This window comes from Micromonospora sp. NPDC048063, assembly GCF_043202855.1.
GTDB lineage: Bacteria > Actinomycetota > Actinomycetes > Mycobacteriales > Micromonosporaceae > Micromonospora.
This window is the reverse complement of sequence record NZ_JBIDBG010000006.1, coordinates 188,843-205,502: the sequence shown is the minus strand read 5'-3', so window position 1 is coordinate 205,502 and position 16,660 is coordinate 188,843. Positions and strand designations below refer to the sequence as shown.

13 protein-coding genes are annotated in these 16,660 nt (G+C 75.3%); 7 read left to right on the top strand and 6 right to left on the bottom strand.

The window, feature by feature from the left end; translation table 11 throughout:
- Nucleotides 1-330 precede the first annotated feature (330 nt).
- Genes ACGFZ2_RS17670 through ACGFZ2_RS17655 form a run of 4 tightly spaced genes read left to right on the top strand, consistent with a single transcriptional unit; the run spans nt 331 to nt 3,785 of the window.
- Nucleotides 331-1,578: a MurT ligase domain-containing protein gene (locus ACGFZ2_RS17670; RefSeq protein WP_350712137.1), complete on the top strand. Its 1,248-nt coding sequence runs from the start codon at nt 331-333 to the stop codon at nt 1,576-1,578.
- Nucleotides 1,568-2,290, top strand: a complete 723-nt coding sequence (locus ACGFZ2_RS17665) for a type 1 glutamine amidotransferase (RefSeq protein ID WP_393262766.1) — start codon at nt 1,568-1,570, stop codon at nt 2,288-2,290. Before ACGFZ2_RS17670 ends, ACGFZ2_RS17665 begins: the two co-directional genes overlap by 11 nt.
- The gene (locus ACGFZ2_RS17660) at nt 2,287-2,970 is read left to right on the top strand and encodes a TVP38/TMEM64 family protein (protein WP_393454723.1); all 684 of its coding nucleotides are present in this window, start codon (nt 2,287-2,289) and stop codon (nt 2,968-2,970) included. Before ACGFZ2_RS17665 ends, ACGFZ2_RS17660 begins: the two co-directional genes overlap by 4 nt.
- Before the next feature lie 8 nt (nt 2,971-2,978).
- Nucleotides 2,979-3,785, top strand: a complete 807-nt coding sequence (locus tag ACGFZ2_RS17655; protein WP_393454720.1) for a phosphotransferase — start codon at nt 2,979-2,981, stop codon at nt 3,783-3,785.
- Between the two features lie 141 nt (nt 3,786-3,926).
- Here ACGFZ2_RS17655 and leuS read toward each other — a convergent pair whose 3' ends face one another.
- Nucleotides 3,927-6,764 (bottom strand): leucine--tRNA ligase, encoded by a 2,838-nt coding sequence (gene leuS, locus ACGFZ2_RS17650; RefSeq protein WP_393454717.1) that lies wholly within the window; start codon nt 6,762-6,764, stop codon nt 3,927-3,929.
- 573 nt (nt 6,765-7,337) lie between these two features.
- On the opposite strand from leuS, the gene ACGFZ2_RS17645 reads away from it, so the two are divergent.
- From ACGFZ2_RS17645 to ACGFZ2_RS17635, 3 genes are read left to right on the top strand one after another with little or no spacing between them, the layout of a single operon-like run.
- Nucleotides 7,338-8,393 (top strand): MoxR family ATPase, encoded by a 1,056-nt coding sequence (locus ACGFZ2_RS17645; protein WP_350712104.1) that lies wholly within the window; start codon nt 7,338-7,340, stop codon nt 8,391-8,393.
- A 1-nt stretch (nt 8,394) separates the two neighbouring features.
- Complete coding sequence (locus ACGFZ2_RS17640) at nt 8,395-9,693, top strand: DUF58 domain-containing protein (RefSeq protein WP_393454714.1); 1,299 nt, start codon at nt 8,395-8,397, stop codon at nt 9,691-9,693.
- Between the two features lie 16 nt (nt 9,694-9,709).
- Nucleotides 9,710-12,178 carry a transglutaminaseTgpA domain-containing protein gene (locus tag ACGFZ2_RS17635; protein WP_393454711.1) on the top strand — a complete coding sequence of 823 codons (2,469 nt, stop codon included), beginning with the start codon at nt 9,710-9,712 and terminating at the stop codon, nt 12,176-12,178.
- A gap of 413 nt (nt 12,179-12,591) precedes the next feature.
- Here ACGFZ2_RS17635 and ACGFZ2_RS17630 read toward each other — a convergent pair whose 3' ends face one another.
- From ACGFZ2_RS17630 to ACGFZ2_RS17610, 5 genes are all read right to left on the bottom strand, one after another.
- Nucleotides 12,592-12,987 (bottom strand): DUF3040 domain-containing protein, encoded by a 396-nt coding sequence (locus tag ACGFZ2_RS17630; protein WP_350685819.1) that lies wholly within the window; start codon nt 12,985-12,987, stop codon nt 12,592-12,594.
- A 115-nt stretch (nt 12,988-13,102) separates the two neighbouring features.
- Nucleotides 13,103-14,362 carry a DNA polymerase IV gene (locus ACGFZ2_RS17625; protein ID WP_393454708.1) on the bottom strand — a complete coding sequence of 420 codons (1,260 nt, stop codon included), beginning with the start codon at nt 14,360-14,362 and terminating at the stop codon, nt 13,103-13,105.
- A 166-nt stretch (nt 14,363-14,528) separates the two neighbouring features.
- Nucleotides 14,529-15,725, bottom strand: a complete 1,197-nt coding sequence (locus ACGFZ2_RS17620; RefSeq protein WP_393263302.1) for an alkaline phosphatase family protein — start codon at nt 15,723-15,725, stop codon at nt 14,529-14,531.
- Nucleotides 15,677-16,441 carry a methyltransferase domain-containing protein gene (locus ACGFZ2_RS17615; RefSeq protein ID WP_393262785.1) on the bottom strand — a complete coding sequence of 255 codons (765 nt, stop codon included), beginning with the start codon at nt 16,439-16,441 and terminating at the stop codon, nt 15,677-15,679. Before ACGFZ2_RS17615 ends, ACGFZ2_RS17620 begins: the two co-directional genes overlap by 49 nt.
- Before the next feature lie 37 nt (nt 16,442-16,478).
- Nucleotides 16,479-16,655, bottom strand: coding sequence for a hypothetical protein (locus ACGFZ2_RS17610; protein WP_350712112.1), 177 nt, complete (start codon nt 16,653-16,655; stop codon nt 16,479-16,481).
- Between the last annotated feature and the right edge of the window lie 5 nt (nt 16,656-16,660).

Here is a 16,660-nt window from a genome sequence, read left to right as displayed (position 1 = left end):
GCGTTCGCGGCGCCGCTGACCCCCCGGGCCGGTGGGCCCTCCCGGCCTCACCATCGCGCCCCACTCTACTCCACTTCCCTCCACCCGCAACCAGAAACGCCCGCGTGGCGCGCCCTTCCGCCGCGCGAAACCGCACGTCAGATGGGGTGGAGCGGAGTGGAGGGCCGGACGGCCCGCCGGAGCCGGTCCGCTTTCCGACATAGATCGACTCCGTCCGGCTGAGCGTGGTCCGGCCACCCCGCCGGACCGCCCCGGCCGAACGGTTCGCCCTCGGCGGCGATCTGGTGGGCCCGCCGGTCCGGTAACCTCGCTCGGGTGACGGACGCGAAGATGCCCCTGCGGGCGAAGGTGGCCAGCTCGGTGTCGCGGACCGCCGCGGCGCTGTCGCGGGCCGCGGGCCGCGGCGACGGCTCGGTGATCGGCGGCTGGATCGGCCTGAAGATCGATCCCGACCTGCTGGCCCACCTGTCGGCCGGGCGCGCCATCGCCCTGGTCTCCGGCACCAACGGCAAGACGACCACCACCCGGCTCACCGCCGCGGCGGTCGGGGTGCTCGGCCGGGTCGCCACCAACTCCTTCGGCGCCAACATGCCGACCGGGCACACCTCCGCGCTGGCCAAGGCCGGCAGCACCCCCTACGCCGTGCTGGAGGTCGACGAGCACTACCTGGCCCAGGTGCTGGAGGCCACCGAGCCGCACGTGGTGGCGCTGCTCAACCTCTCCCGCGACCAGCTCGACCGGGCCAAGGAGGTCGCCATGATGGCGCAGCTCTGGCGCGCCGCACTGGTCCGGCACACCGACGTCCGCATCGTCGCCAACGCCGACGACCCGATGGTGGTGTGGGCCGCGACGCCGCCGCCCAACCACGACCACCGCATCGCCCCGCCGCAGGTCACCTGGTTCAGCGCCGGGCAGCGCTGGCACGACGACTCGTGGGTCTGCCCCGAGTGCGGCTCGACCATCCAGCGCTCGGGCGAGCAGTGGTGGTGCAGCGGCTGCCCGCTGCGCCGGCCCCAGCCGCAGTGGACGGTGGAGGACGACGGCGTGCTCGACCCGACCGGCGCCTGGCACAAGGTCAAGCTCCAGCTCCCCGGCAAGGTCAACCTCGGCAACGCCGCCACCGCGCTGGCCGTCGCCGCCGAGTTCGGCGTCCGGCCCGTGGACGCGGTGCTCCAGCTCGGCACCGTCACCTCCGTCGCCGGGCGCTACGCCCAGGTCGACCGGGACGGGCGCAACATCCGGCTGCTGCTGGCGAAGAACCCGGCCAGCTGGCTGGAGGCGTTCGACATGGCCGACGAGGCGCCGACCCTGCTCTCCATCAACGCCCGCGACCCCGACGGGCTTGACACCTCCTGGCTGTTCGACGTCGACTTCGCCCCGCTGCGCGGCCGGCAGGTGCTGATCACCGGCGACCGCGCGTACGACCTGGCGGTCCGGCTGGAGGTCAACGACGTCCCGTTCCAGCACGTGCGGACGTTCCACGACGCCGTCCGGGCGGTGCCTCCGGGCCGCCTGGAGGTCATCGCGAACTACACCGCGTTCCAGGACATCCGAGCGGAGTTGGACCGTGTCAACTGAGAGCCTGCGTATCGTCTGGATCTACCCCGACCTGCTCTCCACCTACGGCGACCGGGGCAACGCCCTGATCCTCGCCCGCCGGGCGCGGCAGCGCGGGTTCCCGGTCGAGGTGCTGGAGGTCCGCTCCGACCAGCGCCTCCCCGCCACCGCCGACATCTACCTCATCGGCGGCGGTGAGGACGGCCCGCAGGCGCTCGGCGCGCAGCGGCTGCTCGCCGACGGCGGCCTGCACCGGGCCGTCGCCCAGGGCTCGGTCGTGTTCGGGGTCTGCGCCGGCTACCAGCTTCTCGGCACGTCCTTCTTCGCCAAGGGCACCCGGTGCGCCGGGCTGGAGCTGCTCGATTTCTCCTCGGACCGCGGGCCGACCCGGGCCGTCGGGGAGCTGGCCGGCGACGTCGACCCGCGGCTGGGCGTGCCGGCGCTGACCGGGTTCGAGAACCACGGCGGTCGCACCCACCTCGGCCCCGGGGTCTCCCCGCTGGCCCGGGTGACCGCCGGGGTCGGCAACGACGGCGCCACCGAGGGAGCGTGGCGGGGCAAGCTGCTCGGCACGTATTCGCACGGCCCGGCCCTGGCCCGCAACCCCGCCCTGGCGGACCTGCTGCTGCGCTGGGCCACCGGCGCGCACCAACTCCCGCCGCTCGACGACACCTGGTCGGACCGGCTCCGCGCCGAGCGCCGCGCCGCGGTGGCCGCCGCCGCCCGGGCATGAACCCGGCCGTCCGGCGGCTGCTGCGGCAGCGGTCGGCCGTCCGGTTCGCGCTGCTGCTGATCCTGCTCGCCACTTTCGGGGCGGCGCTGCTCGTCGTTCCCCTGCCGGAGGTCGGGGAGCTGCCCCGGCTGGCCGACCGGCTGGGCGACCTCGCCCCCGTGGCGGCGGTCGTCGGCGGGGCGCTGCTGCTGGTGGCGCTCGTCCCCCGGACCTTCATCACGCTCGCCTCGGGGGCGATGTTCGGCGCGCTGGAGGGTGCCGCGTACGCGCTGGGCGCGGCGCTGCTGGCGGCGGCGCTGGGCTTCACGGTCGGCCGCCTGCTCGGGCGGGAGTTCGTCGCCGAACGGGTGCGGGGCCGGCTGGCCCGGATGGACGGCTGGTTCGCCCGGCAGAGCGTCCTCGGCGTGGTCACCGTACGGCTGCTGCCGATCGCGGGCTTCGGCCTGGTCAGCTACGGCTACGGCACCACCGGCGCCCGGGTGCTGCCGTTCCTGGCGGGCAGCGTGATCGCCTCCGTTCCCACCGCCTTCGGCTACGCGGCGGTGGGCGCGGCGGCCGCCTCCCCGGGCGACGTCAACTGGTTCGCCGCCGCGCCCGCCGCGCTCGGCCTGGTCGCCAGCGCGGTGCTGGTCCGTCGCTGGTGGCGCGCCGAGCGGCAGCGCCGGCTCGCTCCGGGCTGAGGCCCGCCGTGTCGAGCCGACCCTCCCCCGACCCGGGCCGCCCCGACCGGCGCGGGGACCAGGGCGAGGAGCGGCTGTCCGGGGGCTTCATCGCCGAGGTCGTCCGCGTCGGCGACACCGTCCGGCGTACGCCGCCGCAGAACGCCGACTTCGTCGCCGCGCTGCTGCGGCACCTGGAGCGGGTGGGCGCGGACGTCGCGCCCCGCCACCTCGGCACGGACGAGCGGGGCCGGCAGGTGCTCAGCCACGTCGACGGTCGGGTGCCGTGGCGGGACCGGGAGGACCCGGCGTACTTCGCCGACCCGGCGTTGACCAGGCTGGCGGCGCTGGTCCGGCGGCTGCACGACGCGTGCGCCGGCAGTTCGCTCGCCGGGGACGCCGAGACGGTCTGCCACCGCGACCTGTCCCCGAAGAACACGGTGTACCGCGACTCTTCCGCCGGCCCGCTGCCGGTGACGCTGCTCGACTGGGACCTGGCCGGTCCCGGCCGGCGGATCGAGGACGTGGCCTTCGCCGCCTGGCACTGGGCGGAGCTGGGGCCGGGCGGCGACCCGGCGGAGCTGGGCCGGCGCGCCCGGCTGCTCTGCGACGCCTACGAGGCGGCCGGCCCGCGGCCGCTCGTGCTGCCCCGCGCCGACCTCGTGGACGTGATGCTCGACCAGCTCGACGGGACCTGGCGCGGCATCGCGGCCGGCGCGGACCGGGGCGAGGAGGCCATGCGCCGGCTCCGCGCGGCGGGCGCCGCCGACGCCGTACGCGGCTGGCACGACTGGCTGGCCGACCACCGCGACGCCGTGACGGCCGCCCTGCGCTGACCCGCCCCCGAGCCCGCACGCCGCGCACCCCGGAGCACACCCGCCGTCCCGCCCGGGCAGGCCCCGTCCGGACGCCAGGGCGCAAGGAAGGGACCCTTCCTATGCAAAAAGCGATAGGAGGGGGCCCTTCCTTGCACCGAGTCAGACGACGACGGAGACCGCGCGGCCCTTGACCACGATGACCTTGCGGGGCTCCCGGCCGGCCAGGGACGACGCGACCGCCTCCAGGGCCGCCGCGCGGACGGTCTCCTCGGCCGCGTCGGCGGCGACCTCGACCCGGCCCCGCACCTTGCCGTTGACCTGCACCGGGTAGGTCACCGTCTCGGCCACCAGCAGCGCCGGGTCGGCGGTCGGGAAGTCCGCGTACGTCAGGGAGGTGTCGTGCCCCAGCCGACGCCACAGCTCCTCGGCGATGTGCGGGGCGAACGGCGCCACCATCAGCACCAGCGGTTCGGCCACCTCGCGCGGGGTCTCCGCCAGTCGGGTCAGCCCGTTGGTCAGCTCGATCAGCTTGGCGATGGCGGTGTTGAACCGGATCGCCTCCATGTCGCCGCGGACCCCGTCGACCACCTTGTGCAGCAGCCGCCGGGTCGCGTCGTCGGCGGGCGCGTCGGTGACCCGCAGCGCGCCGGTCTGCTCGTCGACGACCGCCCGCCAGACCCGCTGCAGGAAGCGGTACGAGCCGACCACCGCCCGGGTCTCCCACGGGCGGGACACCTCCAGCGGGCCCATCGACATCTCGTAGACCCGGAAGGTGTCCGCGCCGTACGCGGCGCACATCTCGTCCGGGGTGACCACGTTTTTCAGGGACTTGCCCATCTTGCCGTACTCGCGCTTGACGGCCGTGTCGCCCAGGTAGAAGCCGCCGTCGCGCTCGGTCACGTCCTCGGCCGGCACGTAGGCGCCCCGGGCGTCGGTGTACGCGTACGCCTGGATGTAGCCCTGGTTGAACAGCTTGCGGAACGGCTCGAACGACGAGACGTGCCCCAGGTCGTACAGCACCTTGTGCCAGAACCGGGCGTACAGCAGGTGCAGCACGGCGTGCTCGGCGCCGCCGACGTACAGGTCGGTGCCCCCGCAGTCGCCCTCGCCGCGCGGCCCCATCCAGTACCGCTCGTTCTCCGCGTCGACGAACCGCTCCGAGTTGGTCGGGTCCAGGTAGCGCAGCTCGTACCAGCAGGAGCCGGCCCACTGCGGCATCACGTTGGTCTCGCGGGTGTAGCGCTTCGGACCGTCGCCCAGGTCCAGCTCCACCTCGACCCAGTCGCGCCGGCGCGACAGCGGGGTCTCCGGGTCGCTGTCGGCGTCCTCCGGATCGAAGGTGCGCGGCGAGAAGTCGTCCACCTCGGGCAGCTCGACCGGCAGCATCTCCTCCGGCAGCGCGATGGCGGCACCGGTCTCGTCGTACACGATCGGGAACGGCTCGCCCCAGTAGCGCTGCCGGGAGAACAGCCAGTCGCGCAGCCGGTAGGTCACCGCGCCGGCGCCGCGCCCGTTGGCCTCCAGCCACTCGATGATCCGGGCCTTGGCGTCGGCGACCCCCAGGCCGTCCAGGTCCAGGCCGCGGTCGGGCGCGGCGCTGTTGACCGCCGGCCCGTCCCCGGTGTACGCCTTGCCGTCGAAGCCCTCCGACGGCTGCACGGTGCGCACGATCGGCAGATCGAAGACCTCGGCGAACGCCCAGTCCCGCTCGTCCTGGGCGGGCACCGCCATGATCGCCCCGGTGCCGTAGCCGGCCAGCACGTAGTCCGCGATGAAGATCGGGATCTGCGCGCCGTTCGCCGGGTTGGTGGCGTACGCCCCGACGAAGACGCCGGTCTTCTCCTTCGTGTCGGCCTGCCGCTCGACGTCGGTCTTGGCCGCCGCCGCCTTGCGGTACGCCTCCACGGCCGCCCGCGGGTTGGCGTGCCCGCCGGTCCAGGCGTCCTTCGTCCCCTCCGGCCAGGCGGCCGGAACCAGCGCGTCGACCAGCCCGTGCTCGGGCGCCAGCACCATGTAGGTCGCGCCGAAGATCGTGTCCGGCCGGGTGGTGAACACCCGGATCGGCTCCAGCGTGGTGGGGAAGTCGATGTGCGCGCCGGTGGAGCGGCCGATCCAGTTGCGCTGCATCAGCTTGATCGGCTCGGGCCAGTCCAGCGTGTCCAGGTCGTCCAGCAGCCGGTCGCCGTACGCGGTGATCCGCATCATCCACTGCTTCAGGTTGCGCTTGAAGACCGGGAAGTTGCCCCGCTCGGAGCGGCCGTCGGCGGTGACCTCCTCGTTGGCCAGCACGGTGCCCAGCCCGGGGCACCAGTTGACCGGCGCCTGCGACACGTACGCCAGCCGGTGGTCGTCGATGACGGCCCGCCGCTCGGCGACGGACAGTTCCGCCCACGGCCGGCCGTCGGGCGTGGGCCGGTTGCCGCCCTCGAACTCGGCGATCAGCTCGGCGATCGGGCGCGCCCGCTTCGCCTCCGTGTCGTACCAGGAGTTGAAGACCTGCAGGAAGATCCACTGGGTCCAGCGGTAGAAGTCCACGTCGATGGTGGCCACCGAGCGGCGCTCGTCGTGGGCCAGGCCCAGCCGCCGCAGCTGCGCCTTGTAGCGCTCGATGTTGGCCACGGTGGTGGTCCGGGGATGGGTGCCGGTCTGCACCGCGTACTGCTCGGCGGGCAGGCCGAACGCGTCGAAGCCCATCGCGTGCAGCACGTTGCGCCCCGCCATCCGCTGGTAGCGGGCGAAGCAGTCGGTGCCGATGTAGCCCAGCGGGTGCCCGACGTGCAGGCCCGCGCCCGACGGGTACGGGAACATGTCCAGCACGTACAGCTTCTCCGCCCCGGCCCGGGGGTGGCCGGGGTCGGCCAGCGGGCCGGTCGGGTTCGGGGCGTGGAAGGTGCCCTCCCGCGCCCAGACGTCCTGCCAGCGGTGCTCGATCTCCTCGGCCAGGGCCGCGGTGTACCGGAACGGGGGGATGTCGCCCGCCGCTGCTGCCTCACTCATGGCGTCTCCTCGCTTCGCTCGTCGCCGCCGGCCACGCCACGGCCGGGCTGGATGCTGACCTCGCTCGGCGCGGTCATGTCGGTATGGATCGGGTCTGCTCCCCCGGCGCGCCGTGCCGTCGGGGCCGGCGCCGGGGCCGACCGCCGGGGCGCCCGGCGGAGGGCACAAAAAAGCCCCTCGCGCAGGAGGGGCCGCCGTGCTGTCGCGCGTCAGCGCATCAGCACGGCCCGGTAAGGAGCAGGAAGAATCCGGCCATGACCGGGAGTGTACCCGCCGTCCGGTCCCGCGCGTCGCCCGCTACCACCGGTCGGGACGCGGGCCCCGTCCGAAACGCCCCCGGGCGCGCCCTTCGTGATCATGGACGGCACCCCGAGCGACGCGCGGATCCCCCGACCCGGCGAATATTCGGGGCGTAACCGACGGTCCACCTGCGGGGGTCGGCGACAGCGACAAACATGGTTAGCCTGAGAGACCAATGAGATTCCTGCGGCAGACGAGGCTCGGCGTCGCGAACCCAACGGCGGGTCCAGCTGCTCTATACAGAGCTGCCGTCCGGCGACGAGGAGGAGGCCCGTGACACAACAGACCTGGGACGAGGTGGGCGGCCTGTTGCCGCACGACGAGTTCCGCGCCGCCAGCGAAGCCATCGTCTCGAACATCGAGCAGGTCATCGAGGGCAAGACCGCCACCGTGCGGCTCGCCCTGGCGGTGCTGCTCGCCGAGGGGCACCTGCTCATCGAGGACGTGCCGGGCGTCGGCAAGACGAAGCTCGCCAAGGCCATGGCCCGCTCGATCGACTGCTCGGTGCGCCGCATCCAGTTCACCCCGGACCTGCTGCCCAGCGACGTCACCGGCGTCAGCGTCTACAACCAGGAGACGCACGACTTCGAGTTCCGTCCCGGCGCGGTCTTCGCCAACCTGGTCGTCGGCGACGAGATCAACCGCGCCTCGCCGAAGACCCAGTCCGCGCTCCTGGAATGCATGGAGGAGCGGCAGGTCACCGTCGACGGCGTCACCTACCAGCTCCAGACGCCGTTCATGGTCGTCGCCACCCAGAACCCGATCGAGATGGAGGGCACCTACCCCCTCCCCGAGGCGCAGCGCGACCGGTTCACCGCCCGCATCGCCATGGGCTACCCCGACCCCAACGCGGAGCTGGCCATGCTCGACGGGCACGGCGCCACCGACCCGCTGGACGAGCTGCGGCCGGTCTCCGACGCCAACACGGTGCGGCAGCTCATCGCGCACGTCCGGCAGGTGCACGTCGCCGACGCCGTCAAGCAGTACGCGATCGACCTGGTCACCGCGACCCGGGAGGCCCCCGACCTGCGCCTCGGCGCCTCCCCGCGGGCCACCCTCCAGCTGCTGCGCACCGCCCGCGCGGTCGCCGCCCTGGAGGGGCGGGACTACGTCCTCCCCGACGACCTGCAGGCGCTGGCCGTGCCGGTGCTCGCGCACCGGATCATCCCGACCGCCGACGCCCAGCTGGCCCGGCGCACCACCGACGCGATCGTCTCCGAGCTGGTGCACCGGCTGCCGTTGCCGCACGACCGCAAGCGCTCCCCGTACGACACCCGACCCACGGGCGAGGGCAACGGCCGAGCCCCCTACGAGCCGCGGAGGCGGTGACGTGCGAGACGGGCTGCGAGGGCTGACGACCCGCGGCCGATCGTTCCTGGCGGCCGCGGTCGCGGCCGCGATCTCGGCCGGCATCCTCGGCGAGAAGGACCTGCTCCGGGTGGCCGTCCTGCTGGCCGTCCTGCCGCTGCTCGCCGCCGCCTACGTGGGGCGCAGCCGCTACAAGCTGGCCTGCAACCGGTCGCTGGACCCGCACCGCACGCCCGTCGGGGCGAGTTCCCGGGTGGTGCTGCGGTTGCAGAACCTGTCCCGGCTGCCCACCGGCACCCTGCTGCTGGAGGACCGGCTGCCCTACGCGCTGGGCAGCCGGCCGCGGGTGGTGCTGGAGCGGCTCGGCGCCCACCAGGCCAGCTCGGTGGCGTACACGGTGCGGGCCGACGTGCGCGGCCGCTACGAGGTGGGCCCGCTGGTGGTCCGGATGACCGACCCGTTCGGGCTGTGCGAGCTCAGCCGCGCCTTCCCGAGCACGGACCACCTGACCGTCATCCCGCAGGTCACCCCGCTGCCCTCGGTACGCCTGCCCGGCGAGTACGCCGGCAGCGGCGACAGCCGGGCCCGCTCGGTCGCCGTGCACGGCGAGGACGACGCCGCCACCCGGGAGTACCGGATGGGCGACGACCTGCGCCGGGTGCACTGGAAGTCGACCGCGCGCACCGGCGAGCTGATGGTGCGCCGGGAGGAGCAGCCGTGGGAGAGCCGGGCGACCGTCGTGCTGGACACCCGCGCGTACGGCCACCGGGGCGACGGGCCGACGGCGTCCTTCGAGTGGGCGGTCTCCGCCGCCGCGAGCATCGCGGTGCACCTGCGGCAGGCCGGCTACAAGCTGCGCCTGGTCACCGGCTCGGGGGCCGACGTCGACGCCTCCGAAGCCGCCGGCGACGGGCTGCTCCTCGACCAGCTCGCCGAGGTCGGGCTCGACAAGAACGTCGAGCTCTCCACGCTGGTGCAGCGGGTCCGGCAGCGGGCGGACGGCGGCCTGATCATCGGCCTGTTCGGCTCGCTGGGCACGGCCGAGGCCGAGCTGCTGGCCGGGCTGCGGGGCAACGGCGCGACCTGCGTCGGTTTCCTGCTCGACAGCTCCACCTGGCTCAACCTGCCCGCCAAGGCGCGGGCCGAGGCCGACCACGCGCACAGCGCCGCCGCGCTCGCCCTGCTGCAGAGCGGCTGGCGGGTGATCGGGGTCGACCACGGCGCCCGGTTGCCGGCGTTGTGGCCGCAGGCGGCCCGCGGTTCGCAGGGCTTCGCCCTGCGGGCGGCGATGGCCGAGACGGTGGCCGGCGGCGTGCGATGAACGGAAGGGTCCCCTCATGATCGCCCACCGGAACCTGGGCTTCGTGGCCGCCGCGGCGACGCTGCTCGCCGCGGCGCCGCTGTCGGCCATCTTCGAACGCTGGACGTGGCTGATCCAGGCCACCATCGCGGTGGCCGTGGTCGCGGCCACGGCCGCGCTCGCCCGGCTGGCACGGGTGCCGCTCTGGGGGCAGGTGCTCGCCATGCTGGCCGGCCTCACGCTGGCCCTGACCTGGCTCTTCCCCGGCGGCACCGAGTTGCTCGCCTTCCTGCCCACGCCGGCGACCTTCGCGCACTTCGGCGACCTGTTCAGCGGGTCGCTGGAGGACATGCGCTCCTACGGCGTCGAGGTGCCCGACACCGACCCGCTGCTGTTCATCACCGTGCTGGGGATCGGCGGCGTGGCGGTGGTGGTCGACGTGCTCGCCGTCGGGCTGCGCCGGCCGGCGCTGGCCGGCCTGCCCATGCTGGCCATCTACTCCGTGCCCGTCGCGGTCTACGTCGACAGCGTCCCGCCGGTGCCGTTCGTCGTCGGCGCCGCCGGCTACCTCTGGCTGCTGGTGACCGACAACGTCGACCGGGTCCGCCGGTTCGGCCGGCGGTTCACCGGCGACGGCCGCGACGTCGACGTCTGGGAGTCCTCGCCGCTGGCCGCCGCCGGCCGGCGACTCGCGGTGGTCGGCGTGGCGCTGGCCGTGGCGCTGCCGCTGGCCGTGCCGGGGATGACCGGTGGGCTGCTCGACACCCTGACCTCCGGCTCCGGCGACGGCAACGGCAACGGGCGTCCCGGGCAGGGCGGGGCTCCGGGCCGGATCGACCTGTTCGCGGCGCTGAGCGGGCAGCTCAACCAGTCCGAGGTGGCCGACCTGGTCAAGGTCAGCACCAACGAGCCCAGCCCGTTCTACCTGCGCTTCGGCGTCGCCGACGAGCTCAAGTCGAGCGGCTTCGACGTGGGCAACCCCAGGGGCCGCTCCGTCGAGAACCTGCCGACACCGTCCGGCGAGGGCGTCGAGCAGCGGACGTACCGGGCCACGGTCGAGGTCACGAAGAACCTCACCATGCCGCTGCTGCCGGTCTACACCGAGCCGGTGCGCACCGAGGACCTGAACGGCAACTGGTTGTACGACCCGAACCTGCAGGTGGTCTTCTCCAACCGCGACAACTCCCGCGGCAAGCGCTACGCGTTCGACTACGTGCGCTCGACGTACACCCCCGAGGCGCTGCAGCGGGCGCGACCGCTGCCGTCGGACCACCCGGTGCGGCGCGCGCACCCGGCGCCGCCGCCGATTCCCGAGGTGGAGAAGCTGGTCCGCACCCTGGTAGCGAACAAGGACACCGAGTACGACAAGGTCCGCGGGATCTACGACTACTTCTCCGCCGACAACGGCTTCACGTACTCGCTGAGCACCAAGGGCGGCATCAGCGGCCAGGAGATCGTCGACTTCCTCAACAACAAGGTCGGCTTCTGCCAGCAGTACGCCGCCGCGATGGCGTGGCTGGTCCGGGCCGCCGGGATCCCGGCCCGGGTGGCGTTCGGGTTCACCAACGGCAGCAACTCCAGCGGCGGCACGTACACGCTGACCAACCGGAACCTGCACGCCTGGACGGAGGTCTACTTCAACGGCGTCGGCTGGGTGCCGTTCGACGCGACCCCCGCGTACGGCGTGCAGGGCTCGACCCGGTCGGCCTGGGCCCCCGACATCGACGCCCCCGAGGACGACGCGCCGGCCCCGGGCCCGTCGGCCCCCGTCGGCGAGACCGACCCGTCGGCGGGCCCGCGGGGCCCCGAGGGCCCCGAGGAGGACCCCGACTCCGGCCTGGCCGTCGGCGCGGCGGCCCCGGCCGAGCAAGCCCCCGTCTGGCCCTGGTACGCGGCCGGCGCGGTGCTCCTCCTGCTGGCCCTGCTCGCCCTGCCGGCGCTGCGCCGGCTGGCCCTGCGGAGGCGGCGCAGCGGCCCGGCGACGCCGGCCCCGACCGCCGTCCGGGCAAGGGAGGCCGGCGACGCGCCCGCCGACGGGCAGCGAATGGTGGTCCTGGTGGACGCCGAGCGGGCCCGGGCGGACGCGCACGCCGCCTGGGACGAGCTGCTCGACACGCTGGTGGACTACCGGGTGCGGGTGGACCGGACGGAGACGCCGCGCGCCACGGCCGACCGGCTGTCCCGGGAGGCGCTGGCCGCCGACGCCGAGGCCACCACGGCGGTACGGCTGCTCGGCCGCGCCGAGGAGCGCGCCCGCTACGCGCGCGACCCGCTCACCGGCGAGCACCTCCCGCCGGCCCTGCGCACCATCCGCGGCGCGCTCGCCGCGCGGGCCGACCGGCGTACCCGCCTGGTGGCGGCGGTGCTGCCGCCCTCGGTGCTGCTGCGCTGGCGACTGGCCACGGCCGACGCGTCGTCCCGGCTGCTGGCGGCGGGCGCGCGCGCCCGCTCCCGACTGCTGCGCTGGAGCCCGCGCCGCCTGCTGGCCGACCGCATGGCCCGCTGACGCGCACGCCCACCGAACGGGCCGGGAGCGGCGACGCCGCCGTTCCCGGCCCGTTCCCGTCGCGGCGCGGGCTGCCGCCACCGAGGCAGGCGGGCGGAGGGCAGGACGGGGAAGCGCGGGCACCAAGGCCACGGTGCCTTGACGGCGCGGAGCGTCAGGGGCCGGCCGGTCTCGCTGTGGCGACTGACCACGGCGAACGGCGAGCCGGCGGGGTGCGCGAAGCGTCAGAGGCCGCTGAGGCGGGCCGTGGGCGCCCGACACGTCGGAGGCCGCCGGGGCGAGCGCAGGCGCGGAACGTCGGAGGGTGCCCGGGGCGGGCCCAGGGGCGCACGGAGACGCCTCAGGTCGCCGGGCGTGCCGGCGACGCGGTTCGTCGTCGCGGTGGTGCGACCCGCCTCAGCGGCGGGCCGGGCTCAGCGGTGCCCCTCCGGGCGCTGCCGCCACCGGTCCTCCATCCGGTCGAGGATCGAGGGCCGCCGACCCGTACGACCGCGGGGGCGGCGACGACTCGTCGTGCCTCCCACGACGTGCAGGTCAGGTGACTGCGCCCGACGATGCGACTGCACCGCGAACGCGGCCGAGGCCAGCATGACGACAAAACCCGCCACTGCCAGCGGCGGAGTCTTGATCACCGCGCCATAGACCAACAGGGCCAGCCCAGCGATGATCACGCCGGCAGCGACGAGCAGGCGACGCCGCGCGTGGAAACGCGGATCGCTGGCGCGCACGGCCGAGGCGAATTTGGGGTCCTCGGCAAGCGACCGCTCGATCTGCTCGAACAGCCGCTGCTCGTGCTCCGAGAGCGGCACGGCACTCCTCCCCGGTCACGTGGGTCGGCCCGGTCGGGCCGACAGACCGTGGCAGCCAACCGGCTGCTTACCCGCAAGTCTACGAGGGCCCTCGCGCGTCGGAAAGCGGGACGACCTACGGCCGGGGTGGATTTTCATTTCGTCGCCCGTCCCGGGCCCGGAGCAGACTGGCCGGACCTATGACGGACCGCCCGAAACGGGCAGCCGCGGCGTCGGCGGCAGCTTCCGCCTCCCGCCAGCCGCGCTCGGGCGCGCCGAGGGCGAGCTGCCTCGGGGTCTCCCGCGCCGGGGCGAGGCCCTCGACGCGGACGCCGACCAGGCGGATGCGCTCGCCCGGGTCGAGCGCGGTGTAGAGCGCCCAGACCGTGTCGAAGATCTCCCGGGCGACGTCGGTCGGCACGCCCGACGTGCGCGACCGGTTGACGGTGCGGAAGTCGGCCAGCCGGACCTTCAGCGACACCGTCCGCCCGACCTGCCCGGCCCGGCGCAGCCGGGCGCCCACCTTCTCGGCGAGGGCGAGCAGCGCCCGGCGGATCTCCAGGGGATCGGCCACGTCGGCGTCGAAGGTCACCTCCGCGCCGATCGACTTCTCGACCTGCTCGGGGCTGACCCGGCGCGGGTCCCGCCCCCAGGCCAACTCGTGCAGGTGGGTCGCGGACGCCTCGCCGAGCGCCTTGCGCAGCATGCCGACCGGCGCCTCGGCGAGGTCGCCGATGGTGGCCAGGCCGAGCCGACGCAGCGTCTCGGTGGAGCGCTCCCCCACCCCCCACAGCGCCGACACCGGCAGCGGGTGCAGGAAGTCGAGCACCCGGGCGGCCGGGACGACGAGCAGCCCGTCGGGCTTGGCGCGGGTCGAGCCGAGCTTGGCCACGAACTTGCTCGGCGCGACCCCGACCGAACAGGTCAGCCCCTGTTCCCCGGCGACGCGCTCGCGGATCCGCCGGGCGATGGCGGCCGGGGAGCCGAAGAGCCGCCGGGCCCCGGCCACGTCGAGGAACGCCTCGTCGAGTGAGAGCGGCTCCACCAGCGGGGTGACGTCCCGGAAGATCTGCATGACCGCCCGGGAGGCCGCCGAGTATTGCGCGAAGTCCGGCGGGAGGTAGACCGCGTGCGGGCAGAGCGCGCGGGCCCGCGCGGTGGGCATGGCGCTGCGGACGCCGTAGCGCCGGGCCTCGTAGCTGGCGGAGCTGACCACCCCGCGCGGGCCGACCCCGCCGACCACGACGGCCCGGCCGCGCAGTTCCGGCCGGCGGCGGACCTCGACCGAGGCGAAGAACGCGTCCATGTCGACGTGCAGGATCGGGCAGCCGGAGTCGTCGGCGTCCGGCCCGAACCGGGGATCGCCGCCCCGGGGCAACGACTGGCTGCGACCCATCCCCGCAGGTTAGCGGGCGCCCCCGACATGCCGCCCGGACGACCGGCGGCGTGCGCCTCGTGCGGGCGGTCGAGGGGTTCGCCCGGCAGGGGCGGGCGACGGCGGCATCGCCCGCCCGCGCCCGACCGGGCCGGGCGGGCGGGCCACTCCGCGGGGCGGCCGGCCGTCAGCCGCGTACGACCAGCAGCGGGATGGTCATCTCGGCCGCGGTGTCCGCCCCGTGGTACGCGACCAGCCGCGACACCATCGGCGGCTCCGACCGGGAGGCCGTCACCGCGTACGTGGCGTTGCAGACGACCACCACGTCGCCGATGCGGAGCAGGTGCTCCTCCGGCACCGGCCCGAACCAGCCGGAGGCCACCACCTCCTCGCGGGTGCGGACCCGGGCCGCGGGGCCGAGCACCGCCGTCCAGGCGGCCACGACGTCGTCCCGGGCCCCCGGCGTGACGTGCAGGTAGCGGACCCGGGGCTCGCCGGCGACCACCGCCACCCCGGCGCGCAGCCGGGGATCGGTGTCCAGGTCGACGCGGTGCCCGGCCGGCACGTCGAGCTGGCCGTGGTCGGCGGTGACCAGCAGCGCGGCGTCGGGCGGCAACCCGTCGACGAGCCGGGTGACCAGCCGGTCCACCTCCGCCGCGGCGATCCGCCAGGGCGCCGAGTCGACGCCGGTGAGGTGGCCGTGCCGGTCCAGGTCCGGGTGGTAGCCGGAGACCAGGGTGGGCCCCGGCCCGGTGGCCAGGGCGGTGAGCATCCGCGCGGCGAGCGCGTCGACGCCGGCCGCGCCGCGGTAGTCGCCGCCCCGGTTGGCGGCCACCGTCAGCCCGCTGCCGCCGAACTCCGGCCGGCTCACCACCGTCACCGCGACGCCGGCCGCCCGGGCCCGTTCGAGCTGGGTGCGGACGGGCTGCCAGCGCCGCGGCTCCGGGTCGGCCGCCCACTCGATGTGGTTGAGCACCCGGTCGGTGCCCGGCACCCGCAGGGTGAAGCCGAGCACGCCGTGCGCGCCGGGCGCGGCGCCGGTGCCCAGCGTCACCAGGCTGGTCGGCGTGGTGGACGGGAAGCCGGAGGTCAGCGGCCGGCCCACGGCCGCGGCGAGCCCGGCCAGGGCCGGCGCGTACGGCGCGGCGGTCGGGATCTGGTGCCAGCCGAGGCCGTCCACCAGCAGCACCGCCACCCGGCGCACTCCGGCCAGCGCGGCGCCCAGCCCGAGCGGGTCGGTGGCGCCGGGCACGCCGAGTACGGCGAGCGCGCTGGGCAGGACGTCGGCGAGGCTGCCGCCGCCGTAGCGCGGCCCGACGATCTCCAGCGGGTCGGTCACGGGCGCCGGGCGAACAGGTGCAACTGTGCGGCGAGGTCCCGCCAGGGGGGCCGCCCGGCGAGCGCCCGCTCCAGCTCCACCAGCGCGGCCGGCTGACCGTCCGCGACGGCGGCCGGGAGGAGGTCGGCGAGCACGCGTACGCCGTGGATCTCCTCGACCACGAGCCCGGCGGCGCCGAGCAGCGCGGCCGCGGTCTCGGCGTCGTAGCGCCGGCGCAGCGTGTCCCGGGCGCCCGCGGTGCCGGCCGGATCGGCGGCCAGCGCGGCGGCGACGTCCAGGTGCCCGTTCATCGCCCGGCCGAGCACCGCGGCGGCCCGGCCGGCGACCAGCACACTCGCGGCGCCGCCCGGGCGCAGCGCGGCGGCCAGCGCGGCCACCACCGGCGCCGGGTCGTCGACCACCTCCAGCACGGCGTGGCAGAGCACCAGGTCGGCGCTGCCCGGCTCGACCAGCCCGGCGAGCGCGTCGCCGTCGCCCTGCACGGCGCGGACCCGCTCGGCGACGCCGGCCTCGGCGGCCCGGCGGGTCAGCGCGGCGAGCGCGTCGGGACTGGCGTCGACCACGGTCACCCGGTGCCCGGCCTGGGCGAGCGGGACGGCGAAGCCGCCGGTGCCGCCGCCGACGTCGAGCACGGTCAGCGCGGTGTCGCCACGGCGCTCCAGCTCGGCGCGCAGCACCGACCAGATCACGGCGGTACGGGGGGTCAGCGGCGGCCCGGCGAGCCGGCCTGGGGTCTGCTCCACCCGGTCGAGCCTAGTCACCCGGTCCAGCCCCGACGGGGACCGCCCGGGGAGGCGGTCAGGACTCGCCGGTGGCGCCGTCCTCCTCGGCCCGCGACCGCAGGGCGTTGGCCACCGGACCCTCGGTGATCTCGTACTCGCGCGGTTCGGTGTGGTGCGCCGGGGTCCAGCCGGCGTTGAGCCGGGTCCGCCGGGAGTTGGCCACTCCGCCGCTGTATCCGTGATTCCCCGTCATCGGTT